Origin of the sequence: uncultured Dubosiella sp., assembly GCF_964018005.1 — a bacterium.
GTDB lineage: Bacteria > Bacillota_I > Bacilli_A > Erysipelotrichales > Erysipelotrichaceae > Dubosiella > Dubosiella muris.
Genome location: NZ_CAXHOA010000042.1, coordinates 1 through 4,513, shown reverse-complemented (window position 1 = coordinate 4,513; position 4,513 = coordinate 1). Strand labels below are relative to the sequence as shown.

Here is a 4,513-nt window from a genome sequence, read left to right as displayed (position 1 = left end):
TGGAAATCACAATGATCAACGATGTGACGCCAATCCCTCACAATGGATGCCGTCCACCGAAACGACCTCGTGGATAACAAGTAAGGAGGAGAGAGGATGCAGGAATTTAAAAGAGCAACCTTCCACAAAGAATATATTGACGAAGAAAACAATTCGGCTTCGTTTGTATTTGAACCACTTGAACGTGGCTTTGGTACAACCATCGGAAACGCGGTGTGCCGGGTCTTGATGACCAATCTTCCAGGAAGTGGCGTCATCGGTTACAAAATTTCTGGAACACCAGCCGACGCGATGACTTCTCCGGGTATTTTAGAGGATATTACAGGAATCACTTTGAATGTGAAAGCTCTTCAGTTTACAAGCGAGCTAGACAAACCGGAAACGGTGCATATTTCCAAAATCGGACCGGCGATCATTACGGCGGCCGATATCGTTTGCCCGGAAGAGATTGATATGGTGGATCCAAATCAAATCGTTTGTACGTTGGAGAAAGACGCGATTCTTGACATGGAATTGTATGTAGCCAATGGCATCGGTTTTAAAAGCGCGGCGGAGAACCGGGAGGAATTCAAGCTTCCGGAAGATGTCATCGCGGTCGATACTTTGTTCACACCGATTCGCTCGGCTGACTATTTGTCGGAACCGGCTTTGGTGGGACAAGATATGAAGTACGATAAGGTTCATATTAAATTGACAACCGACGGCACCGTTACGCCTTTGCAGGCGATTGCCGAGGCGGCCGATATTTTGATCGACCAGCTCGACGAGCTTGTACCGCTGGCGAACCTTTCTTTGGAGGAAAGCTTTACTGTTCAGCAGCCTCAAGTCGAAGATGCTCAAAAGACCAACACGATGATGATCGAGGATCTCGACTTGTCTGTTCGTTCTTACAACTGCTTGAAGCGGGCAGGTATTCAAACTGTAGAAGAATTGACCCAGAAAACTGAAGATGAAATGATGCATGTGAAGAACTTGGGCAAGAAGTCTTTAAAAGAAGTGAAGGACAAAATGTATCAGCTTGGATTGTTCTTCAAATCGTATGAGTAGGAGGATATGATCCATGCGTAATCGTAAATTAGGCCGGAAGGCGGATCACCGGAAGGCGCTGCTTCGCAACATGGCGACGTCGCTGATCCAATATGGTCAAATCGAAACAACGGAAATGAAAGCGAAAGAAGTAAGTTCCGTTGTCGACAGTCTAGTCACTTTGGCAAAGCGGGGCGATCTGCATGCCCGCCGTCAGGCCGCGGCGTATGTTCGCAACATCGAAGTCGATGACAATGGAACGACCGCGCTGCAAAAACTGTTTAATGAGATTGGACCGGAATACGCTCAACGCCAAGGCGGATACACGCGGGTTGTCAAAACCCGGATTCGTCGGGGCGATGCCGCGCCAATGGCAATCGTTGAATTTGTAAAAGAATAGAAGCCGGATTTCCCGGCTTTTTTTTAAGGAGGACTTATGCTTTTATCCGCGCAAAACGTAACCCAAATCATCAACGGCAAGGTGCTGTTTGACCATATCCAGTTTTCCATCGCGCCCAAAGATAAAATCGCTTTGATCGGTGTCAATGGAACCGGAAAAAGTACGCTTCTGAAAGCGATTGCGGCAAAGGATCCGAATGTTGGCGAATGGATCATGGCGGCCGACACCAAGATCCACTATCTTTCGCAATCCCCGCGGTTTTCCCAAATGACGATTTGGGAGGAAATCGTTCATGCTAACGAAAAGAATCCTTTTCCGGTTGAGGAATACGAGCTGCGCTCGATTTTAAACCGGTTTGGCTTGGAGGATCACGACCAAAAAATTTCCGATTTGTCGGGTGGGCAGCAAAAGCGGCTGGCGCTCTCGATCGCGCTCATGTCCAAATGCGATTTGCTGCTTCTCGATGAGCCAACCAATCATTTGGACGAGGAAATGATCGAGTATTTGGAAAACCGGCTTGTCAAGATGACGTGCGCGGTTTTGATGGTGACCCACGACCGCTATTTTCTGGACCGGGTATGCACGAAAATTTATGAGTTGGATCAGGGCGACTTTTATACCCATGAAGGAAACTATGAAGTGTATTTGGAAAATAAGCAGATTCGGCAGGAAAATGAAAAAAAACAAATAGAAGCTCATAAAAACCTGTATCGAAAAGAACTGGCCTGGGTGCGGGCGGGTGTGCAGGCCCGCAGCACGAAGTCCAAAGCCCGTCTGGATCGCTTTGAGCAATTACGCAATCAGCGCTTTAAGGAACAAGAAGAAATCTTGGAGCTGACTCCCGTTTCAACCCGCCTGGGAAAACAAACGATTGAATGGAAGGGGATTTCCTATCAATACGAAAATAGCGATCCGCTTTTTTCGGATTTCTCCTACAATCTTCTTCGTCATGACCGGGTTGGAATTATTGGAAAAAACGGCTGCGGGAAAAGCACGCTTTTAAAGGTGATTTCTGGCTTGCTTCAGCCAACTGACGGCACGATCGAAAGAGGTTCGACAGTAAAAATCGGCTTTTTTCATCAGCAGGATGATGAAGCCGATCTTTCCATGCGGGTGATCGACTATATCGAAGAATTCGCGGCTGTCGTCGCGTTTGGTAAAAAGAAATACACTTCCTCGCAAATGCTGGAGCGTTTCCTCTTTCCGAAAACAATGCATTACACCACACTGGATCGGCTGTCGGGTGGAGAGCGGCGTCGCTTGTATTTGTTGAAAGTTTTAATGCAGGCCCCCAATGTGTTGCTGCTGGACGAGCCGACGAACGATTTGGATTTGCTGACGCTCGACGTGCTGGAAGACTATTTGGATTCGTTTCCGGGAATCGTGATCGCGGTTTCGCACGATCGCTATTTTTTGGACCGCGTCGTCGACCATACGTTTGTGTTCGAGAATCGGCGCATTCGTGATTATCCAGGTGGCTACAGCGACTATATGGTGCGTAAGACGGCATCGAAGGCGGAAAAGCAGGAAAAACGCGAGCCAAAGGAAAAGAACGCCTGGAAAGTACGGAATTCAAACCGGCTGACGTATATGGAAAAGAAAGAACTATCATCCTTGGGAGAAGAATTGCCGGCGTTGGAAGAGGAAATCCAGAGGCTGAACGCGGAAATCGTGGAGTATACTCATGATTTTGACAAAATGATGAAAGCTTCCGCTCTCCGGGATCAAAAAGAACAAGAGCTGGAAGAGAAAACATTACGGTGGATGGAACTGGAAGAAAAGAAGGAAACGCAATGAAAACGATTTGGACGCGGCCCGCGAGCGTATTCTTCCTCGCGTTTTTTTGCTGCGCGTTGTGGGGAAGCGCGGCGCCGTTCATTAAATTTGGCTATACGCTTTTTTCCATTGAAACCAACGCGATTGACCAGATTTTGATGTTTGCCGGATTCCGGTTTTCGCTGGCGGGCGTTCTCGTGATCGCGATTGGCTCAGTCGTATGCAGGCGGCCCCTCGTTCCACGAAAGGAAGACTGGATTCCGATTGGAGTGCTTGCTTTTTTTCAAACGGCGGGACAGTATTTTTTCTACTATATCGGAGTGGCGCATGCCAGCGGGGTGAGCGCGGCGCTAATCACCGGAACCGGCGCGTTTATTTCCTTGCTGGTCGCGGCTTTGATTTTTCGGTATGAAAAAATGACGGTGTATAAAAGCGTTGGCTGTTTGCTTGGATTTTTAGGAATTTGGGTTTTGAATGGCATGCGTTGGGACGTTGGGTTCGCATGGCTGGGGGAAGGGCTTATTTTAATATCCCAGTTTTTTAGCGCGTTTTCAGCCGCCTTTATTAAAAAATATTCCCAAAGCCGAAACGCGATGCTGCTCAGCGGGTACCAGTTTTTATGTGGCGGTTTGCTGTTGTGGACAGGCGGCCGCTGTTTGGGGGAAAGCCCGATTCCACAAGCTTCGTGGAAAGGCTGGCTCGTCCTGCTGTATTTGGCGCTTGTTTCCGCGTTGGCCTATTCCATTTGGAGCTATTTGTTAAAATACAACAAAATGTCGAAAATTGGAATGTATCAGTGTTGGATTCCGCTGGTGGGTGTGATTTGGTCCGCGGTTTTGCTGCAGGAAGGAAGCCAGGCCTTTTCGAGTTTCACGTTGTTCGCGCTTGTTTTGATCATCTTGGGAATTGGATGTGTCAATAAGGAAGAAACTTCCTGATTTTGATAAGATGAAGAAGAAGGAGCGCTGAATATGGATGAAGAGAAAAAAGCGTCGGCTGGAAAAATAATTGGGGCCATCGTGGGTGGTATTGTCGTGGTGGCGATGGTGATTGCTTTTGTTTTGTGAAACATGGGACCGCAAGGCGAGACGAGGAAATGAATGTCTCGCTTTTTTGTTGCTTGGATCGGATTGGATTTAAAAAAAAGAAGTCGTGATTGTTTAGCGGGAATCCAGGCAAAACCCCTCCTTTTTCCTCCTTTTATCTGTCATCTAAATTTCTTTAAAAAAGATATAAAAAGTAGTTGACAGTTGATGAGGAGTGCGGTATGATAAGTGAGCGTTAAGGAAACGCCTCTCGAAAACGACAAAC

General features: G+C 47.5%; 5 protein-coding genes. All 5 read left to right on the top strand.

Annotation, left to right across the window (positions count from 1 at the left end; genetic code table 11):
• The coding region (gene rpsK, locus ABNS49_RS13595) for a 30S ribosomal protein S11 (protein ID WP_195233909.1) at positions 1–77 on the top strand (77 nt) is incomplete at its 5' end.
• Between the two features lie 19 nt (positions 78–96).
• Entirely contained in the window at positions 97–1,047 is a 951-nt protein-coding gene (locus ABNS49_RS13590; protein ID WP_135981377.1) for a DNA-directed RNA polymerase subunit alpha, read from the top strand.
• Between the two features lie 13 nt (positions 1,048–1,060).
• On the top strand, positions 1,061–1,426 hold the full coding sequence (gene rplQ / locus ABNS49_RS13585) for a 50S ribosomal protein L17 (protein ID WP_135981378.1): 366 nt from the start codon (positions 1,061–1,063) through the stop codon (positions 1,424–1,426).
• A 36-nt stretch (positions 1,427–1,462) separates the two neighbouring features.
• Positions 1,463–3,223 (top strand): ABC-F family ATP-binding cassette domain-containing protein, encoded by a 1,761-nt coding sequence (locus ABNS49_RS13580; RefSeq protein WP_135981379.1) that lies wholly within the window; start codon positions 1,463–1,465, stop codon positions 3,221–3,223.
• Complete coding sequence (locus ABNS49_RS13575) at positions 3,220–4,140, top strand: DMT family transporter (protein ID WP_135981380.1); 921 nt, start codon at positions 3,220–3,222, stop codon at positions 4,138–4,140. The genes ABNS49_RS13580 and ABNS49_RS13575 overlap by 4 nt, the downstream gene beginning before the upstream one ends.
• Positions 4,141–4,513 lie beyond the last annotated feature (373 nt).

Coding starts and splice junctions, on each gene's coding strand:
- ABNS49_RS13590 (WP_135981377.1), top strand. CDS start 97: ATGCAGGAATTTAAAAGAGCAACCTTCCACAAAGAATATATTGACGAA.
- rplQ (WP_135981378.1), top strand. CDS start 1,061: ATGCGTAATCGTAAATTAGGCCGGAAGGCGGATCACCGGAAGGCGCTG.
- ABNS49_RS13580 (WP_135981379.1), top strand. CDS start 1,463: ATGCTTTTATCCGCGCAAAACGTAACCCAAATCATCAACGGCAAGGTG.
- ABNS49_RS13575 (WP_135981380.1), top strand. CDS start 3,220: ATGAAAACGATTTGGACGCGGCCCGCGAGCGTATTCTTCCTCGCGTTT.